We start from the raw sequence: 21,111 nt of genomic DNA, 5'->3' as shown, positions 1-21,111 counted from the left end.
AGCTTTTTATAAAAGTAAGAATTGGAAATTTTATGTTATATAGAAAATTAAATGTTGTGTTAGCGATTAGTAGTGCATTGTCCGTTAATGCGCTAGCTGCAACAGTTCAGCATTCGTTTAACGACAATAATCAGTTGCTATCCGCTTCTTCAAGTCAGTCTGTTGTTAAACCTGAGCAAATGAAAAATCTTAGCAATGAATTTGGCAAAAATACGGTGCAATGGTTTGAGCAATCGCAACCCAATGAAGCACAGCTAAACTTGGTTGTTGATAAAACTGCACAAATACAAAAAGCTGGAAAGCGAGTGTTTGCGAAAATTGCTAGCAAACATGGCTATATCGATAATGGTGCCAGTGATTCGGTCGTTGCACAAATACATGACACCGGTAAAGGGCCGATCATTGTAAAGTACAAACAACAAGTAAATGGCGTTGATGTTATTGGTAGTGAAATAAACATCATAATGAATCAACAACTAGGACTTGTTGCAAGTACTGGTACATTTGCAACGATTAACGGTGGCGCACAATCTCAATCTTCTACGCTGCTAAAATCTTCGAAAAGCGCAATTATACAGGCTTATTTAGAAAGTAATGTAAACGTTAATGCGTCGGATTTAGATAATGTTGTTAGCGATAACGGTTTTGATACCTATAAAGTTGTTAACCAATCTGACTTTGTTGATGGCAAATCATGGGCCATAGATAATGCTGCTGCTAAATTTGTTTATTACCCAACAGGGCGCGGCGTAGAAGCCGCTTATATGATTAATGTCTCAACGGTAGATTCTCAAACTCAAGAAAGTACCATGCAAGGGTACTTTATCTCAGCACGAGACTTACGAGTTCTTCACAAAGGTTCTTTGCAAGCAAACCATGAATATCGTTATAAAGTATATGCAGATGATACCTCGCCTTATCGACCATTTGATACGCCTACAAGCATTGAAGCGTCACCTTATCCTAATGGAGTTGACCCTCATGCCTACGGTTTATACACCGACCACCTTGTAGAAGACCAATACGTTTCAGTAATTAATACTGGTATAAGTACTAATGACCCATGGCTAGAACCGTATCAAATAGTCGCTGATGGCAACAATGTTCGTGCGATGGCTGATGTTGTCGCGCCTGAAGGCTTTACCATTGCCAAAGAGGGCGACCCACAGCGAGACTTTTATTTAACTACGAGTGCTCCAGGCACATTTAATTATTCTTATAATTACAATTTGCCAGCATCGGATCCTCATAATATTCGCTCAGCCCTTACTCAGTTGTTTTATGTAAACAACTATATGCATAATATTTGGTATGACGCAGGCTTTGATGAACAATCAGGAAATGCGCAAAAAGACAATTATGGTCGTGGTGGTTTAGGTAATGATTCCCTAGAAGCTCGAGTCGACTTCAACGGTGCTAATAATGCGTCAATGATGACACCTCCTGATGGTCAAACGCCTGTCATGCGCATGTATACATGGGGCTTATATGAGTTACTTTTTGATGTAAGAGGACTTATTGGCCAAGAAGAAGGGGACATTTTTTCTCCGGATCGTTTTGGTCGTTCAGTATTTGGTCCTTCTACGTTTGAAATGATCGATGATCCAGATACCGAAATAGTTGAAAATGAACTCGCTTATGCTTTTGATGACGAAGGGGTCGCGGCAGATTTATGTGAACCAGCAATTAATGCTGAAGAGATAGCGGGTAAAATTGCTGTTATTTCTCGTGGTGAATGTAGCTTCTTACAAAAGTCTTTAAATGCTCAAAAAGCTGGTGCCGTAGGTTACTTTGTTTATAACCATGTAAAACAAGGTCAAGAAAACAGTGCAGGTCAAATTGGTGGCGTTATCAATATGGGCTTAGGGCCAAATGACGATGCTTCAGATGTAACAATTCCAGGTGTGTTTTTATCCTATGAAGATGCTGAAAATATTCTGTTGTCACTTGATGCCGGTAATAGCGTGACGATCGATGTTGTTGTTAAGACAGATCAGAATCACAGTGCATTTGATACCACCATAGTAAGTCACGAGTGGGGGCACTATTTAACTAACCGTTTAATCCACAATGGTTTTGGTTTAATGCAATGGCAGGGCGCTTCAATGGGTGAAGGTTGGAGTGACTTTATCGCGATGATGTTGCAACTGAAAGAATCTGACCGAAATATTCTAGGTAATGAGTTATTCCAAGGTCATAACCCAATGTCTACATTTGTCGGCCGAAATCTTATCGGTAATATCTCATTTAAAGAAGGCATTCGTCGTTACCCATACACAACGGACATGAATATTAACCCATTAACATTAGGTCATATCGCTTTTAGTGCGGAACTACCGCGTGAAGTGGGTACCTATTATAGCGGTCAATATATTCCAAATAACGAAGTACACGCGGCAGGTGAAGTTTGGGCTTCTGCTTTATGGGATGTATATATCGCATTGCATAATGAACGTCGCGATTTGAGTTTCGATATGATTGAAACTCGCATGAAAGAATACTTAGTAGCTAGCTTAAAAGTAACGCCTTATTGGCCAACTTATATTGAAGCTCGTGATGCGCTTTTAGCGGTAACAGCAGCTACGGACGAGAAAGACTTCGATATCATGGTGCGTGCCTTTGCGAAACGAGGATTTGGATTAGGAGCGGTTGCACCGGAGCGTACCGATGCTTTGTTTGAACAAGTCGTTGAAAGTTTTGCCACCTCTTATCCTGCGTTTTCTGTAGAAGATATCAGCGCCGATTATCAATTTATTGGTGACATTGGCGCCTATTGTGATCTTGACGAGTCATTTGATGTTGGTGAGACCGTTAAAATCACAATGAAGTTGAAAGACTTAAGTCGAGAGCCATTTACCGGCACTAAAGCCATCATCAATACCATTGACGATGTCACTATCAGTCAAAACGGAGTCGTTCGCCCTGATAATGTATTAAACATTGATTTTTCAGGTGAATACGGTAGTTACGTTGATTTTTCTTTCGAAATGACACTACATAGTGCTGAGCCTATGTCGACAGTACGTTTTGATCTAGCCTTTGAAAACACGGAAGTTGATGTGTTAATGCCGCCTGCGGGCAGTGCCTGGATGAGTGCGCAAACGGATATCCTAGCAAATCAGAATAATCTCACGCGTTTTGAAAATAATATAGCCGTGGATGCTGATTGGCTGCCAGTGACGGAAAATGTGTCTGTAGAATCTTATGGTGTTGCCGTGTTCCCTTGGTTACTCGATAGCAAATTTGGTTCTGATGCACTTGATATTCGTCAAGAGCAAATGTTCTGGGGCGGCGCTAGCCCAACTCGCGCTTTTACTGCCCTTGAGTCACCAGAAGTTGAAGTAAACGAAAGCGGTGAATTTAAATTTGAGTTTTTCCATATCCATGAATTTGAAGTTGCCGATTACAGAGCTGCCGAATCGTTAGATGACGCGCCATGGATCCGCGAATATTGGGACGGCGGCGTTATTGAAGTAAGTGTTAACGGTGGTGAATGGCAAGATGTCACTAGCCTAAATGCTCATATGTCTTCACCGTATACCAATGTTCTACATGGCACGTTCACTGAGAGTGAAGCAAAAGCGCAAAATCCATTAGGCTATCGTATGGCTTACACCGGCTCGACAAACCCGAAAGGTGAATTAGTTACCATTACTATTCCTGAAGGCCAAGTCAATGGTAAACGTGTAAAAGTCCGCTTTGCCATTGGTACCGATGAACAATCCCCTACCTTAGGTTGGTTTATCGATGATTTCGAATTTTTTAACACCGTTAAACCTGCGTTTTCTATCGCGGTAGCTGAACAAGGTGAAAGCTGTGGCAATCGAGCACCTATGATCAATACTGTGAATCGCATCACCGTTGATGAAAAAGACAGTGCTGGCAATCAGTCGTTAATCTCAACATCGGCATCAGCTATTGAGTTTGATAATGAAGCAGTGACATTCACCTGGGAGCAATTATCAGGTCCAACTGCCGAATTTACACAATCAAATGATGGCAACCTTAGTTTTGTTTCGCCGATTATCAGCAGAAATTCATTGCTGATATTTAAAGTAACTGCAACAGATGCGTCTGGTAACGAAAAATCTGAGACAGTTGAAATTATTGTGCGTGACGTTAACGTCGCACCTACTTCTCAAGGCGCTGATATGACAGTAAAAGAAGGTGCATTAGTGGTGATTAATTCCGTCACTGAAGACCTTGATGGAGACAGTTTAACTTTCAATTGGCAGCAAGTGTCTGGTGACGCAGTTGAATTTGATGGTGCGAAATCTGACGCCATTGAATTTGTTGCCCCAAACATTACTGAAACAACGACAGTTTCCTTTGAAATGACGGCTAGTGACAGTGATAAATCGACGACTTCGACTTATACGGTAACAATCGAGCCATACAGTTCTAATGTTTCGAGTAGCGGTAGTTTCGGCTGGATTTTAGGTGTATTCACACTAATGTTCGCAATTCGTCAACGTTATGCGTTGACCCTTTCTAATAATAAATAAGTTGCGGATATTTTAGGTAAAATTATGAATAATTTATTAATGACAAAAAGGTTTTCTAAAACCTTAGTTGCCGCAACGGTCGTTGCGGCGTTATCTTCGCCAGTTGCTATGGCGGACACCACGACTGGTCATATCGCCGGTCAAACTATTTCTGCACAGGACATGCCGGTTAATGGTGTTGAAATCACCATTATTAATACTCAAACAGGGTATTCAAAATCAATCATGTCCGATGAAGACGGAAAGTTTCGTTTTCCATTATTACCCGCCGGAATTTATAACATTTACGCCACTAAAGACGGCTTTATGGTTACAGAGCAAGAAGGTGTAAACGTTGGTGTTGGCGGTAAAACAGTAATCGATTTAGCGATGAATGAAGAAGGCATGGAGCGCATCGAAGTTCGCGCTTCTACAATTGCCGCTATCGATGTGACTAAAACTGAATCAGGATTAGTGATCTCTAAAGATGAACTTGAACTATTGCCAGTACCTCGGGATATGAACTCAGTAGCATTACTTGCCGCTGGCAATAACAAAGGTGACTCAGCGTTTGGTAACTTAGTCTCTTTCGGTGGTTCATCGGTTGCGGAAAATGCCTATTACATTGATGGTATCAACATTACCGACTCAAGAACTGGTTTAGGTCAAAGTGATCTCCCTTGGGAAATGTATGAAAGCTTTGAAATTAAAACGGGTGGCTTTTCGGCTGAATATGGTCGCGCGGTCGGCATTATAAGTGCGACAACTAAAAGTGGTACAAATGAATTCCATGGTGGTGTAAACGCCAGATATATTCCTGACAGTTTGCGTGAAGACCGACCTGATGTACTAAGAAATGACGTTGGCGCAGAGTTATACGGCACCGACTACTTTACCATCAACCACGGTCGTACTTACGAAAAAACTGATTTAGATGTATGGGCAAGCGGCCCAATCATCAAAGACAAATTGTTTTTCTATGCAATTTACAACCCGCTGTTCGAAACGCGCGAAAACGCAAGCCTTTGGTCATATACTGAAACCGACAGTAGTGATGCATTGTGGGCAACCAAGTTTAACTGGAACATTAGTAGCGATCACCGTTTAGATTTTACTTATTTTAATGATGAACGAGACTACGAAATAAGCTCTCGTCCTTATGATTTATCAAATAAAAGAATAGGGCAATATTACTTCCACGGTCGCGTTGTAGAGCCGGTAGCGGGTAATACTAACCCTCGTTATAAAAGCACTGTTGGTGGTGAAAACTATTCATTAAAGTACACCGGTTATCTTACCGAAGATCTGACAATGACAGCAATGATAGGTCATAACGAAACGGGAAGTTCCGATCGCTCATTAAACAATGAAGAACAAACACGTATTGTTGATGGTAAAACTGGGATTATTCTCTACGGTCCATCAACGAACTCATATGGTAGTTCTCGCGATTCCCGCGATCAGTATCGTGTTGATTTTGATTACTATTTAGGTGATCACAGCTTACGTTTTGGTATCGATGTAGAAGAGCTTGAGTCTTATGTTGACAGGCATCAATACGGTCAAGGCTCTTACACATTTACCTTGAGCACCGATAATATGGTTAACTTCCTTGAAGGCAATTCAGACTATATTTATCAGCTTGATAGCAATATTGTCAGCTCTGTCGACCTTAATAACAATGGTACTTACGAGACTGAAAACTTTGCCTTGTATATTCAAGATGAATGGCAAGTTACCGACGACGTTACCATAAATATGGGCTTACGTTACGATGAATTTACCAATAAAAATATCAATGGTGATGACTTTATTACTATGGATGGTCAGATCGCACCACGCTTAGCTCTAGCTTGGGATGTGTTTGGCGATGGCGAAAGCAAATTTACCGCATCCTACGGCCGTTTCTACTTGCCAGTAGCCACCAACACCAATATTCGACTCGCTGGTGAAGAGCTGTATATTATTAACAGGGACACTCAAAACGAACCTATACCACAATCAGAATTTGAAAATATTTCTGAGATATTAGGCGACCCTGAGCGTACGTTAATTGCCGCAGATGGTACGCTAAATGATACTCGTCAATTGGTTGATAAGAATATCGATCCTATGTATCAAGATGAGTTTATGCTGTCATTTGAGCAATCAATTGAGGATTATGTATGGGGCGTGCGTGCAACTTATCGTGATTTAGGTAGTTCGATTGAAGACGTTACTGTACAAGATGGCTTAGCAGCATACCTTGACGCTGAATTTGGCGAATCTTGTGCAGCTTGTGCTCCTTCACAAGCGGCAATGTACGTATTAACCAATCCAGGTAATGATGTATCAATTTGGGTTGATAGCGATAATTATGTTGATCAAGATGGTAACTTGGTTGAAGGTCCAAAAGCTGGCCGCCAAATAACCATTCCTAATGAATACTTAAAATATCCTGAAGCGAAACGTCAATATATTGCATGGGATTTAAAGTTTGAACGTCCATGGCAAAATGACTATACCTTCTCGGCCAAATATACTTGGTCGCATTCTTGGGGTAACTCAGAAGGCCTTGTTGACTCTGATTTAGGGCAACGAGATGCGGGGGCAACACAAAGTTTTGACTACGCAGCATTAATGGATCATTCATACGGTGATTTACCAAATGATAGACGTCATACATTAAAAGTGAATGGTGCTTATCGCATAGATGATAACTGGACAGTCGGTGTTAATGCGACTTGGCAAACCGGACGTCCGAACAACTGTTTTGGTTATCACCCTGGCGGTGAAGGAACGGATGTTCCAGAAATTTATGGGCCAACATCTTTTTATTGTGAGGAAGAAGTAATAGATCCGGACAGCGATCCAGAAAATCCTTCGTATATTGCTGAATCGGTGCCAAGTCCAAGGGCTTCTAAAGGACGCACACCAAATACCTTTACCCTAGATTTAAGTTTAACTTATTCAACAGAAATCTATGGTTTCGATACAACGGCTCAGCTACAAGTGCAAAACCTGTTTAACGAAATAACACCGACAAGTTATTACGAAACAGGGGAAGTGAACAACATTACTCTACCGCGTTTAAAAGAGATTAACCCGGATTTGATTGCCAATGAAAACCCAGATTACGGGTTGGTTACATCAACGACAGCGCCTCGATACGTAGAGTTTTCAGTATCAGCTAAATTCTAACGTGTTACTTCGCTAAGTTAACAACTACTTAGTACTTTGATATAAATGCCGTTCTCGAAAGAGGGCGGCATTTCTTTTAAAAGTTATTTAGAAAAAATTACCAGAGAAACAGGAGAAACAGTGCCACCCACTGTAATCATGAGAAATAGGAGAAACAGTGCCACCCACTGTAATCATTAAAAAGTTATTTAGAAAAAATCACCGTCATTCCAACGTGCTGTTGGGTGGAACCTTCTGCAGATATAACGAGAGAAACAGTGCCACCCACTGTAACTAGTCTCTTTCAATCAATGAACTATTACTTTCTAGCATTCCAATTTTCACACTAATTAACATTCACGTTGACTAAATATCGGTACATTAAACGGTGGGTTAATCGCCACTTTTAGGTTTTAAGTAAATCAGCGAAGCAAGATAGGAATAGTTTGATAATGTCTGGCAAAATTTTCACATCAAAATTAGTTAGAGCACTTATGTGTTTAATGTCATCTACCTTAATTGCATGTGGCGGCTCAGGTGGTTCTGATAGCAAAATCGATAATAATGTTAGCGTTAATAATCAACCTGAAATTTCTGCATTAACCGAACATCAAATATCTGAATTTCAATACTTTGAATTAATACTGCAAGTTAGTGATGCCGACGACGACTCATTGAGCGTAGAGGTTACCGGTTTACCTTCATGGCTTACATTTGATGCCAATAATTTACAAATTTATGGTAAGGCAACTGCACAGAGCGCTGGGGTTTACAGTGATATAACATTCACCGTAAGCGATGGCGAGTTATCGGATAGTGTAACCATTGCTTTAACGGTTGTCGATGCGGTGCAGCTTAGTGGAAAGGTGATCGATGGTTATATCTCTGGAGCCATCGTTTATGTCGATTTAAACAATAATGGTCAGTATGACGAAAATAGTGAACCCAATGCACTTAGTAATGCACAAGGCGGATTTTCGCTAATTGTAGATGAGTTTAATATTAATAAGGTCCAAACTTCATTTATTAGAGCTTATATAGGTAATGGTGCCGATGATATCAGCCGCAATACTGATGACTTTAGTAGTAAACCGCTGACATTGACTTATTCGCCTTTAATGGCACTGTCAGTTGCAACGCCTGTTGTTGAGAATATAAACATAACGCCTTTTACTCATCTTATTGCCGAGCAACTTCGCGTGCTAATTGATGAACAACAGGCAATTTCTGAAGCACAAATTATCCAGTTAAAGCAGCAAGCGACTGATAATATTGCATCGCGCTTGGCGTTGAGTCAGCAACAGCTTAATAGTGATTACTTCTCTTCATCGACAAACTTATCAGATGAAAAACGTCAATGGATGAAGTCATTTTCAACTTGGCAGTTCGAACAACTACATGAACTACAAAACAAAGCATTGGATAGTGACAATAATGGCGTAGCCAATGCACTTGATGCCGATGTCGACGGCGATCAAGTTGCCAATATATATGATCATTTTCCTTTAGATAATCGCGAGAGTGTCGATACCGATTTAGATGGAATTGGCAATAATCGAGATACTGATGATGATAATGATAGCGTCATTGATAGTGAAGATGACTTTCCTCTCGACTCGCGCTATTCAAAAGCCACGGATTTAGATAATGATGGTTGGCCACAAGGCCAAGATGTTGATGACGAAAATTCGTCTTTACCTATCGAGGAATTTGTTGATACTGACGGCGATGGTTATGCTGATAATGGCGGCCTTGCACCGGATAATGACGATGACAATGATAGTGTTATCGATAGTGAAGATGCCTTTCCATTAGAACCAAACGAATCAAAGGATACTGATTTTGACGGCATTGGTAATAACCAAGATAAAGATGATGACGGTGATTTAGTTGCCGACTATGACGACGCGTTTCCACTTGATGCCAATGAATCAAAAGATAGTGATGGTGATGGTATTGGCAACAACGCCGATCCGGATGATGACAACGACGGCATAATAGATGAACTTGATGAAACGCCTGTTGGCGAGCCACCAGCAAATGAAATAGCTAGTAGTTTAAGGTTTATTGACTCAACTGAGCAAAGCGAATTACAAAAATATTGGGGAGTGTCTGATCTCGCTAATTACCAACAAGAGCATGACTTAATTGTGCAACATGTTCACGGCGGTATCGCTAGTGGCGATTTTGATTTAGATGGTGATATAGATTTATTTATCATAGGTGGTGATAAAACTAGAGCTCAATTATATAAAAATCTTGGTAATGGATTGTATGAAGATATTGCAGAAATTGCTGGTGTAAACATTAGCGGCAAATACAGCGGCCCAAGTTTTGCTGATACAGACGGCGATGGTGATTTAGATTTATTTGTCGGCGGTATAGGTGGTAATAAATCTAAGCTATTCGTAAACCAAGGAAATGGAACGTTTACCGAAAAGCTTGCAGCTGTGCCGATCCAAGCAAAACATACTATATCTTCTACATTTGCAGATTATGATCGTGATGGCGATTTAGATTTAGTTATCAGCCACTATGGCACTAGTAATGAGCAATTGAGTGATCACTTATGGCTAAATAGTGGCAACAATGAGTTCATTCCTTACAATGTTAATGCAAGTCTTAAGGACACTAATATAGCCGGTTATCGTAACAATATAGAAATGAGTTTCTCACCTAGTTTTGCAGATTTTGATAACGACCAATATGCAGATCTATTTATGGTCTCAGACTACCTTCAAAGCAGTTATTTCTCTAATGCTAAGAACGGCACATTTATTGAGAGAACCCCTGACTTAGGTTTTAATATTGACGATCTTCAAGGTATGGGAAGTGCGATCGCTGACTTTGATAATGATGGTGATTTAGATGCATTTGTCACTAGCATATTTTCTTATCTGATCGATTCAGGATCTTTGCTTTATTCAGGCAATAAATTTCTTCAAAATAACGGTAGCGGAGAATTCAACGATATCTCCTACATATCAGGAACATTTGATTCTGGGTGGGCATGGGGCACCTGTGCCGCAGACTTTAATAATGATGGCTTAATGGATATTTTCGTTACCAATGGCTACTTCATAAACTTTCCTGATTCAAAGGGCCATGAACTTAATAGTGAAGACACAGTTAAGTTATTTATCAATCAAGGCAATAATAAATTTGTTGCGGTTAAGGCCGAAAGCGGCTTGACCGATCAAGGGCAAGGCCGAGCGGTATCATGTTTAGATGACGACAATGATGGGGATATTGATATTGTATTAACCAACCATAATGTTGTTGGAAACTCGATTAAACGCTATCAAAATAATAATGGCAATAGTTTAGGTAATTACCTGCAAATAACGCTTAAATCCTCTTCTTCAAATAGTCATGCCATCGGCGCTAGAGTTTATCTAAAAACGATAACTAACGAACAAATGCGTGAAGTTAATATCAACAGTAACTTTACCTCCCATAACCCAAGCCAATTGCATTTTGGTTTAGGTAAGCAAACAGAAATAGAGACAATCAAAATTGTTTGGCCAAATGGCGAAATTCAATATCTGCAAGATATCGCAGTGAATCAGTCGTTGTTGGTCGAACAAGTCCTGAGTAATTAAGAAGCAATATCATGAGAAACAATAAATTCACTCTATCTGCAATCGCCTGTGCGTTATTAAGTGCATGTGGCGGAGATAGCAACAGTGACGATAGCATTAAAGCTCCAATTGTCATTGAAGAGCCCAAATCAACATCGCCATCGGTCGCTCGATTGTGGAATGAAGTGTTATTAGAGGCGATCCGCAATGACTTTGCACGGCCAACGGTTCATGCCCGAAATTTGTTTCATATTTCTGCTGCTATGTATGATAGCTGGGCGGTGTTTGCAACAACTGAGCAGCCGTATTTACTCGGTAATACATTAGCTGGTGTTGATTGTGTTTTCGACGGCTTTAGTAATGAACTGGAAGATTCTGCTAATCGCGAAAAAGCATTGAGTTTTGCGAGTTATCGATTGATTGAACATCGCTTTAAATTATCCCCTGATAAAGCCGAAACGTTTGAACTAGCAGACGAATTAATGGCTGAGTTAGGTTATGACAAAGATAATGTCAGCGTTGATTTTCAGCAAGGTGACGCCGCAGCTTTAGGTAATTATATTGCTGAATGTTACGTTAATTACGGTTACAACGACGGCTCAAAAGAAGACTTTTTGCATTCGAATATCGCCTACCAACCAGTCAATGAAGCCCTGCAACCAGAGCTGCCTGGAAACCCAGAAATTACAGACTTAAATCGTTGGCAATCACTCGATTTAGGTACGTACATTGACCAATCAGGAAATGAAGTGGAAGGTGCAATTGAGTTCTTAGGGGCAGAGTGGGGCGACGTGATGCCGTTTGCACTTAACCAAGATGATTTAAGTGTATATCAGCGTGATGGATATGAGTATAAGGTCTATCACGACCCAGGTATGCCTCCGTTGCATGGTGGAGAGCTAGACCAGTTGTATAAGTGGAACTTTGCTTTAGTAAGCAAATGGTCAGCACATTTAGATCCAACAGATGGTGTGATGATCGACATTTCGCCAAAAAATCAGGGCAATATCGGTGTTGATGAATATCCGCAAACATTTGCACAGCATAAAGATTTTTATCAGCAACATGGTGGCGATATCGGTAAAGGTTATCAAACTAATCCGGTAACTGGTCAAGCCTATGAAGAGCAAATTGTACCGCGAGGTGATTACACTCGAGTACTAGCCGAATTTTGGGCCGATGGTCCAGATTCAGAAACGCCGCCAGGACACTGGTATGTAATAATGAATACCGTGTTTGACCATGAACAATTTGAACGAAAGTGGCAAGGTGAAGGCGATGAGCTCGAAGCGTTGGAGTTTGATGTTAAAAGTTACTTTGCGTTAGGCGCTACCATGCATGATTCTGCCATTACGGCATGGAGCGTTAAAGGTTGGTATGATTATATTCGTCCAGTATCTGCAATTAGGGCGATGGCAGATTTAGGACAAAGTAGTGATCCTAGCTTGCCGTCTTATCATATAGGCGGTATTGAACTAGATCCTGGCCTTGTCGAATTGGTTGAAATAGGGGATGCGTTAGCCGGCGAGAATAACGAGCATGTTGGCAAAATTAAAGTGTTTTCATGGAAAGGTCCTGACTATATCGAAAATCCAGAAACCGATATGGCTGGTGTCGATTGGATATTGGCAGAAAACTGGTGGCCATATCAGCGACCTTCATTTGTCACCCCGCCATTTGCAGGTTATGTTTCAGGACATTCTACCTATTCCCGCGCAGCTGCTGAACTTATGACTGCATTAACAGGTAGCAAGTACTTCCCTGGCGGTATGAGTGGTTTTGAAGTAACAGCCAACGAATTCTTAGTTTTTGAAGAAGGTCCAAGTGTTAGCATGACATTGCAATGGGCGACGTACCAAGACGCCTCAGATCAATGTAGCTTATCGCGCATTTGGGGGGGGATCCATCCGCCAGCAGATGATATTCCTGGGCGACTAATGGGCGAAAAAATCGGTAAAGCGAGTTTTACCAAAGCTAACAGTTACTTTAACGGTACCGCTAAATAGCCGTCGAAAGCTCATTATTTTCAATGAAAAGCTCAACCACAGGTGTTGAGCTTTTTTATGCACGAAATAAAAGTTACAAGTTACAGTGCCTGTCACTGTAACTGATGCAGCTTATCGCGCATTTGGGGCGGGATCCATCCGCCAGCAGATGATATTCCAGGGCGACTAATGGGCGAGAAAATTGGTAAAGCGAGTTTTACCAAAGCTAACAGTTACTTTAACGGTACCGCTAAATAGCAGCCGAAAGCTCATTATCTTCAGCGAAAAGCTCAACCACAGGTGTTGAGCTTTTTTATGCACGAAACAAAAGTTACAGTGGGTGGCATGATAAAAATACAGTGGGTGGCATGATAAAAATAACAGTGGGTGGCATGATAAAAATAAAAGGTATAAAAAAACCAGTAGCGTGCTACTGGTTTTTTAATTGTTTTTGGTAAAGTAGGGCGTCGCTAAACGTCCGGTTTTACCTTGTTATTGGTCAGCTGGAGCTGTGATAGCGCCGTCGTATTCGCGACCCTGGATGATTGACTTACAAACAGTGCTGTCATCCGCGAAAACACAGGTAGCGCCCGCACCAGACTCTACGTTGAAGATATTCGTGATATCAGCAAAGTCATGATTTGCACAGACAATGTTAGTACCACCGTTTTCAGCAGTATCGTCAACTAGCACGTTCTGGCCTTCAACTACACAGTTATCCGTACCTAATGATACTTGCGTAGCTTGAGTAATACCGGCAAAAGCCGCTTCGTCGCTTGTACAATTTAGGCCTGAAGCACTGATATAACAAGCTCGGTTATACTTCAATGCGAAATCAGAATATGCAACAGTTTGCATTTCTAATGTATCTTCTTCACCATCTTCACCTGGCACCAATACTTCTTCAGTATTTAACGTGTTATAGATAACTACGCCATCTAACTGTTGTTGTTCAGTGGCAATGTTTTCACTACCTATACCATTTTCAGTATTTCCCCAACATTGAATATTTGCATTAGTTAATGCACAAGCATTTAATGAGGTTAGTTCAAACTTTTCAAATGCAGTGACAGAGTTCGTTGGTGCATTCGTTTGGCCATGTTCACCATTACCCCAACATGCTGGCTTATAGTAAGTTTTATCTTGGCTATTGATATAACCAGCAACAACACACGCATATTCTTGTGCGGTATCGTGATGAATTGCTAAGCCTTTAAACTCAACAGCTTCACTAAAATCTGGCATCTCATCGATAATACTAGAGCTTACTTTAGTATTGGTATTAACACAGCTTAAGCCTTGCTCTTCAACGTAACATACGGTGAATTTACCCATCGCCATTTGTGTAGCGTCAGTTGAATAAGGAGAGGCAGAAATATCTACTCCGCTGCCACCATGACAAGACACTGTCGCGTCATTTAATATACAAGTTGGGCCAGTATCGCCGATACCTGATAATCCTGGTTTTACAATGGCGTCTGCTGAGAGCTTGGTTGTTACCCCGTCGATTTCATATTCAGGATATTCTAAGCCCGCAGCTGTTAAACAAGCTAAGTTATCAGTCGCTTTAACACCGACACAAATTGTATAATCAGCAATCGTCGCATCAGATGCTGTAAAAGCAGCACCGTCAAACAAATCAGTTAAACCGTCATTGTTGATATCGCTGTCCGTAGTGCCTTCACAAACTTCTGTGTCATCAGCTAGGATTACACATTTAAATAAATCACCACCAGTAAGGTAACTTACATTTGCCGCAATATTTGTGCTTTCAAACTCTGCACTTGCACCCCAACATACTGGGTCTTGAGTAGCACCTTTTAAGTACGCACAAGTCGTATTTGCTGTTGCTTTAATTGTGTCGAAATCTACACCGTCAAGAGTGTCGCCAATTTCTAACTGGCCAAAGGTATTGTCACCCCAGCAATGTACTTGCTTTGTTGCTTCATCTACTTGTTCAATCGCACATACGTGGGTATCGCCGGCAGTAACTTGGTTAAGGACTACGCCGTCTTTATTAAGATCTAAAGTCTTTAAACTACCGATACAAGTGGAACTGCTTTTATTTGTATAAGTACAAGTAAAATCTTTACCTAAAGCAAAGTCTACAATTTGCAGCGTGTTATTACCAAACCCGGCTGATGAAGTAACAAGCTTAGTTTTAGGGTCATTAGTTAAACAATATGGAATACCACGGTCGATACCATTTTCGATTAGCATTGAAGTGGCACAAATATGATTCGGTCCACCTTTAACTAATCCAAAACTGCCGTTTCTTAGTACAAAATCGTCATCGATTGTATCAACTAGAGCGCCGTAACACTTTACGGTATAACCTTTTTGGTCATCGCTATCGTTTGCCACTGTACAGGTATAATTATCACCTAGTACAAGTTGCTTAATATCACCTGAAGCTTGTGCAACATCAAGTTGGTTAAAGCTATTGTCACCCCAACATACCGCTTGTGCTTTGTTATCACTCGATACCGCACAAGCGTGATTACCGCCAGCGCTTAATAATTCAACATTGGCTAAATCACCAGGAACATTGATTTGTTCAAATGTATTATCTGAAGCGTTATCACAACTCACTGTTTTATCTTGATTGATAGCACAGCTAAAGTTTCGACCTGCGGCAATTTTTGCTTCATCAGCGTCTGCAAAGCCGTTTTCATCGCGATCTGTATCGGCGTTGTCACCGATTTCATCACCGTCAATATCAACGTGTTCTGTTGGATCTAGTGGGAATTGATCTGCACCGTTTACAACGCCATCTGCGTCTAAATCGTTAGGGTTTGAAGCGGCATTATCCGGATCGGTGTTGTAAATATTGCTTTCATCTTCATTAGAGAAACCGTCCCCATCTCTATCTAATACAGTAGAGTCTGGATTAAATGGATCTGAACCACCGGCGATTTCATCTTCGTTGCTATCACCATCGCCATCAAAATCAAACGGTGTGCTTGTCGCATTTTGCGGATCCGACCCCATATATACTTCGTACAAATCAGGGTAACCATCGGTATCGCTATCTTTAGTATCTTGCAGACCAATTTCTCGGTCGGTTAAATCGATAGCGGCATCTTTGATTAAAGTGAACAAATCTGCTGCTACAGTAGATGCTAAAAAATCACCTGCTAATGCGGCTTTAATTTCATCGATGCTTGGATGGTTATTATCAACACTTATCGCTGTCAAAAATTTAGTCATCTCTTCATCAGTCGCGAGTAAAAGCGCTGCTTTAATATCACCAAGAAATGAAGATTGTGCCATGCGAGTCGCTAAGTTATGCGCGATTTGAGTGCTATATGGCGTAATGTGTGCATTGTTAATAGCATCGGTTGTTGCGTCTGCATCAACTGCTGGACTTAATGAAAAGGTCACTGGCGTTGTTGAAAAATCAATATCTGGGCGTGAAGAGTCATTAGCACCATTACCAATATAAGCACGTAAGAACTTAGATTGTAAATGCGTTAGGTTTTCTCCTAGCACCACAAACGAATATTGACCATTGGCATCAGTTACATAAGCTGGCTCGTTGGTATTTTTAACCCCATCGTTATTTAAATCTAAATAAACCTTAGCACCTTCAACGTAACCGTCGATAACCTTACCACTTACTTGAATCGATTGATTCACCATAAGCTCAAACGACGTTTGCACAGTATCTTCGCCATCACTTGCTTTGACGATGATGTTGCTGGTTCCTGCATCGGTTAACCCAGGCGTTCCTTTAAGTTTGCCGCTAGCTTGATCAAAAGCTAACCATGTCGGCAGGTTTTCAAAGCTTAACTCTACCTGTTGTCCATCGGCATCAGCGGTAGATAAAGCTTGGCTAAAAGCAACGGTTTCATCTACTGAGGTATTGGTGATGTCAGCAATACTCGGCGCGCGGTTGGTATTAGCTACTGTGATATTAAAAGCACTAAGTGATGTGCTCAATTTACCATCTGATACTGAAACTGTGATGTTTTGGTATGTACCGGCGTCGTCAAACGATGGCGTACCAGATAATTCACCAGTTGAACTATCGATTGATAACCAGCTTGGATTATTTTCAACGGAATAGGTTAATGTATTATTTTCAGCATCATCTGCACTGATCGAGCTATCAACATATAGCGTATTTTCTTGTGCACTTGTTGATGGAGTTCCTGAAATTGTAGGAGCTGTGTTTGTTGGCGTATTGTTACCGCCGCCAGTGTCACCACCACCGCCACCGCCACCACATGCGGTTAGACCTAATGATGCGGTAACAAGTAACGCTAGATATGATTTTTTCATCGCGATAGTCATCGATTTTTCACCTTTGTTATTGCCCGCGCACAGTTAATTTTGACGCCAGCATAGATAATTCTTCACTGTCCAGATTATGTGAACTGGCTGCATATAGATGTTAAAAACTGTTAACGGACTTTTAGTCGTTCAATCACTCTGGTTAAGTGTTTGTTATTAATGGGGATTGGTTTGGTTGGTAGGTGATTTGGGTAAGCACCTATTTCAATGAAAATATTTGAAAAATTTTAGTTACGATTAAACATTTTAGTATCGCTGTAAATGCTGAGTAACGATGGTGTTAATGGGTTTGTTAACAACTGTTGAGGTTAATTTTTAATTTCAGTTGATTATTAACATATTTTAACAAACATTAGCGACAGAGTTGATTAGATTGTATTCATCAAAAAATAACAATAATTAGAAAATCTATAAAAACAGCATTAAATAACAGGCTTATATAAAAGCTTATATAAAAGCTTATATAACGGCTTATTTAAAGACTTAAAGATCTAAATATTAATACTCTAGGAAGTTAATCATTATGAACGCAATTTTAAACAAAACACGCTTAGCGTTGGCGTTGTCTGCAGTTATCGGACTTAGCGCTTGTGGCGGCGGTGGTGGCGGTGGTGGCGGTGGCGGCACCGATACAAGCGGTGGCGGTGGCTCTACGCCAACGAACAACGCACCAACGATTTCAGGATCTCCATTAGCAAGTATTAATGAAGGTCAGTCATATACTGATACCTCTATTAGCGCTAGTGACAGTGATAGTGGCGATACCTTAACTTTCTCTATTAAGAATAATCCAAGCTGGTTAGTTATTGATAGCGCTACGGGCGACTTATCTGGAACACCAAGTTATAGCGATGCCGGTGACTATACCGATATTACTGTGTCGGTTTCAGATGGTACTACATCAACTTCACTTACAGCGTTTTCAATTAATGTTGGTGATGTATTCTCGTTAAATGGCAGTAAGGCGTTAAATGCTTCTGCTGACGAAGAGTTTTCATTTACACCAGGTTCAATCGGTGGTGTGTCTGGCGATAGTTATTCTGCGTCTAATTTACCTGCGTGGTTGGGTATTGATAGCGCAACTGGCAAAATTAGTGGTACACCAAGCAACAGTGATGCTGGCAGCACAGAAATTACTATTAGTGCAGATAACGGCTTCACAATAGCGACTCATACAATCACTATCACTGTGACTGCTACGAGCTCCAACAGTGATTTTGAAATTAGCGGAAAGGTAATCGATGGTTATATTAGCGGCGCTAACGTTTTTGTCGATTTTAATAACAATCTAGTTCATGACAATAATGAACCGTCGGCAATAAGCTCGTTTGTGCCCGGCTTTGAAGGCGGCTTTACCATTACTGTTGCCGCTGCTGATGTTGATAAATTAAGTCGTGCCAATTTAGTCGCAGAACTTGGCACTGGCGAAGGTATTAATGCCTATGACACCGATCGTAATGCACGATTTGAAGATCTTCCTAATGAACTGAATCGCTCTATCGTATTGATGAGTCAGGTAATGAATAACCTTGATTTAGAAAGTGGCGAAGGTACAGTATTTATCACGCCATTTACGCATTTAGTGCAGCAAGAAGTTCTTAATAGCGCTGGCGATAATCTAGCTGCGCTTAACGACTCAGTATTAAGTGTGATCTTAAGTAATGCTATTGCTGCAGTTGAAACAGATGAAGGCGTTAACATTGTGTTGGCCACTTCAGATTATTTTGCAGATTCAGTTGATAACTCAACAAAACAAGAAATTGCCGATAAAGCATTTGCAATTGTCGAATATATTCAAGCACATACCAATGATTCAGATAGTGATGGCTTCTCCGATTTTGAAGACCAACTACCACTAAATCCTAGCTATCATTTAGATATGGACGGTGATGGCATTGCCGATGAAGTCGATACTGATGTCGACGGTGATGGGCTTGCTAACTTAGATGATCCTAATCCAACCGTATTCAATCAATTCGAAAATTTTGCGCCACTGAAAAATAGCAACTCTTCAATTGGTAACTGTGTTGCTGATAAAGTTAACGATGACATTGTATGTTTGGAACAAGGTAATTGGACTAAAAAGGCAAACTATGCTGGCAAAGCGTTTGATTTTTCAGCAGATACAATTTTCGCATCAACCAATGACTCAACCAGTCGTTCGAGTTGTTTGATTACCAATAACAAAGTTTATTGTTTAACAGGTACCGTTGGCGAAGAGTTCACGAGTAAATTTGGTGTTGATTTACCTGCGTTTGCACAAAACCCTCGTGATATTAAAGGTTCATACTCAACCATCTGCTACCTTGATGATTTAGGTCTAAACTGTTTTGACGGTAAAGACGGCGATGATGGTGTAATAATCACTGACATCCCTGATGACTTAGGTTATATCGACGACTTTGCTATGACATCAGATGCTATTTGTACGTTAAGCGAAGAAGATATTACATGTTGGGGCGCTAATAGCTACAATTTGATAGAAGACATCAATGCCAGCGAATTTAACCAACCAAAAGCGTTTTATCATAACTTGGCTACTGTCTGTGTTGAAGATGCCGATGGGCTGCGTTGTTGGGGACCAGAAGAGCGTCTACTAAATGAAATTAATCATCAAAGTACATCAATTATCGATGTTTCCTTTAGAGGTTCAAACGTTTGTGTAACCGATGATAATGGCGCCCAATGTTACGGGTACAGTCCAGAGACGAATGAAAACAATTTCTATAGACCAATGGTTGCTGGTGATGTTTATGACCCTGTTAGCGCAGAAGTGCTTTTAGACATTGATTTTGCAGTCGATGAAAACCAGAATGTTATTCCAGTTGAGTTAAATGCTACGTCAACGACGCCAGTATTGTTTAATGAAGAAACTGATACAAGAATATTGGTTCAATCCCCGATTGATGTGCCAGAGCTGATTGCTCCAACACAAGTTGCTCATCAAGGTGTGTTTGCGTGTTTTGTTGATAGTGATGAGTCAGGTCAATTTGTTGAATGTAATATGCCAAACCGTTGTAAAGTTGAATTAGCAAGCCAATCTACGTTAGTGGAAAATGCAGAGTTATTCCCTGAAGATGCGCATATTTGGAACTGTCAAACAACGTCGGCAACGATGGCTATTGATACGCAGCACAACATTAATGAACTGCAAACCAATGGTCAGTTAACCTGTGCATTTACCGTTGCAGGTGCATATTGTGAAGCTGCAGACGGCAGTTTTGTTGGCGATGTAGTATTGCCACAATAGCGCATTTGTAAATAGTGCATATGTGAAACGCGCCTTTAAGGCGCGTTTCAAGCACACTTAAACCAGACTTAAACCAGACTTAAACTAGACTTAAACCACATTTAAACCACACATCAATCGTACCAGAATCGCAGCAGATGCTGCATTTAACAGCATAAGTAAGTGATTGATGTTTTATTAAGTCTAACGAAAAACCAAAACAGTGGTCCTAATACCACTGTTTTTTATTCGCTTGAAAAATAATCAATAGCAACGCCTAGAATAACCAGTTATCTTGTCAAAATCCTGTTTGTTGACACTTCATTAATCTTTTCTAAACCCCTCGTAGACACTGGGTTTACCTCGTGTTTACGTTT

At 40.7% G+C, this 21,111-nt stretch carries 6 protein-coding genes; 5 read left to right on the top strand and 1 reads right to left on the bottom strand.

Features of this window, described 5'->3' with window-relative positions:
- The first annotated feature begins 32 nt into the window (after positions 1-32).
- From LT090_RS09900 to LT090_RS09885, 4 genes are all read left to right on the top strand, one after another.
- A complete protein-coding gene (locus LT090_RS09900) occupies positions 33-4,505 on the top strand; it encodes a M36 family metallopeptidase (RefSeq protein WP_068545420.1) in 4,473 nt (1,490 codons plus the stop codon).
- Between the two features lie 24 nt (positions 4,506-4,529).
- Positions 4,530-7,664, top strand: coding sequence for a TonB-dependent receptor (locus tag LT090_RS09895; protein ID WP_082897079.1), 3,135 nt, complete (start codon positions 4,530-4,532; stop codon positions 7,662-7,664).
- Positions 7,665-8,095: 431 nt separating this feature from the next.
- Complete coding sequence (locus LT090_RS09890) at positions 8,096-11,245, top strand: FG-GAP-like repeat-containing protein (protein ID WP_068545421.1); 3,150 nt, start codon at positions 8,096-8,098, stop codon at positions 11,243-11,245.
- A gap of 11 nt (positions 11,246-11,256) precedes the next feature.
- Positions 11,257-13,230 carry a vanadium-dependent haloperoxidase gene (locus tag LT090_RS09885; protein ID WP_068545422.1) on the top strand — a complete coding sequence of 658 codons (1,974 nt, stop codon included), beginning with the start codon at positions 11,257-11,259 and terminating at the stop codon, positions 13,228-13,230.
- A 471-nt stretch (positions 13,231-13,701) separates the two neighbouring features.
- Here the strand turns inward: LT090_RS09885 and LT090_RS09880 are convergent, their stop codons facing one another.
- On the bottom strand, positions 13,702-17,505 hold the full coding sequence (locus tag LT090_RS09880) for a putative Ig domain-containing protein (protein WP_068545423.1): 3,804 nt from the start codon (positions 17,503-17,505) through the stop codon (positions 13,702-13,704).
- A gap of 523 nt (positions 17,506-18,028) precedes the next feature.
- Between LT090_RS09880 and LT090_RS09875 the strand changes: the two genes are divergently transcribed.
- Complete coding sequence (locus tag LT090_RS09875; protein ID WP_068545424.1) at positions 18,029-20,755, top strand: putative Ig domain-containing protein; 2,727 nt, start codon at positions 18,029-18,031, stop codon at positions 20,753-20,755.
- Positions 20,756-21,111: the final 356 nt, after the last annotated feature.

Origin of the sequence: Thalassotalea crassostreae, assembly GCF_001831495.1 — a bacterium.
GTDB classification, from domain to species: domain Bacteria; phylum Pseudomonadota; class Gammaproteobacteria; order Enterobacterales; family Alteromonadaceae; genus Thalassotalea_A; species Thalassotalea_A crassostreae.
This window is presented reverse-complemented; position numbering and strand designations above follow the sequence as displayed.

What these genes read in the sequence shown, in the direction of transcription:
- LT090_RS09885 (WP_068545422.1), top strand. Translation starts at nt 11,257, where the DNA reads ATGAGAAACAATAAATTCACTCTATCTGCAATCGCCTGTGCGTTATTA.
- LT090_RS09875 (WP_068545424.1), top strand. Translation starts at nt 18,029, where the DNA reads ATGAACGCAATTTTAAACAAAACACGCTTAGCGTTGGCGTTGTCTGCA.
- LT090_RS09895 (WP_082897079.1), top strand. Translation starts at nt 4,530, where the DNA reads ATGAATAATTTATTAATGACAAAAAGGTTTTCTAAAACCTTAGTTGCC.
- LT090_RS09900 (WP_068545420.1), top strand. Translation starts at nt 33, where the DNA reads ATGTTATATAGAAAATTAAATGTTGTGTTAGCGATTAGTAGTGCATTG.
- LT090_RS09890 (WP_068545421.1), top strand. Translation starts at nt 8,096, where the DNA reads ATGTCTGGCAAAATTTTCACATCAAAATTAGTTAGAGCACTTATGTGT.
- LT090_RS09880 (WP_068545423.1), bottom strand. Translation starts at nt 17,505, where the DNA reads ATGACTATCGCGATGAAAAAATCATATCTAGCGTTACTTGTTACCGCA.